This is a genomic window from Streptococcus caledonicus (assembly GCF_042656225.1).
Lineage (GTDB): Bacteria > Bacillota > Bacilli > Lactobacillales > Streptococcaceae > Streptococcus > Streptococcus caledonicus.
The window spans coordinates 274144-274577 of sequence record NZ_JBHSOJ010000015.1 but is presented as its reverse complement, the minus strand read 5'-3'; the positions used below and the strand labels follow the sequence as shown (position 1 = coordinate 274577).

The window sequence follows — 434 nt, the reverse complement described above, 5'->3', positions numbered from 1 at the left end:
GCTCATTAAGAGGTCAATTGATAAAAGGTAAAGTGTTTGGAAAAAGGTATCAGAGGATTTCTTTGGTTGCAGGGCTGATAAATGGTGACATAATCGCTCCCATGATTTATGAAGAGACAATGACGAGCCACTTTTTTGAAGCATGGTTTCAGAAATTTCTGCTACCAACATTAGGCACACCATCAGTTATTATTATGGATAAGGCAAGATTCCATAGAATGAATAGGCTAGAACTCTTATGTGAAGAGTATGGCATAAACTTTTACCTTTTCCACCCTACTCTCCTGGGTACAATCCTATTGAGAAAACATGGACTCATATCAAAAAGCACCTTAAAAAAGTATTGCTAAATTACAATACTTTTTATGAAGCTCTTTTGTCCTATCCCTATTTCAATTGACTATACCGATAAAAATGATATTTTTAAAATTCGG

At 34.8% G+C, this 434-nt stretch carries 1 pseudogene; it reads left to right on the top strand.

The features are described 5' to 3' along the window. A pseudogene (locus ACFPQ3_RS03205) lies at positions 1 to 400 on the top strand (transposase); the annotation flags it as partial. Positions 401 to 434: the final 34 nt, after the last annotated feature.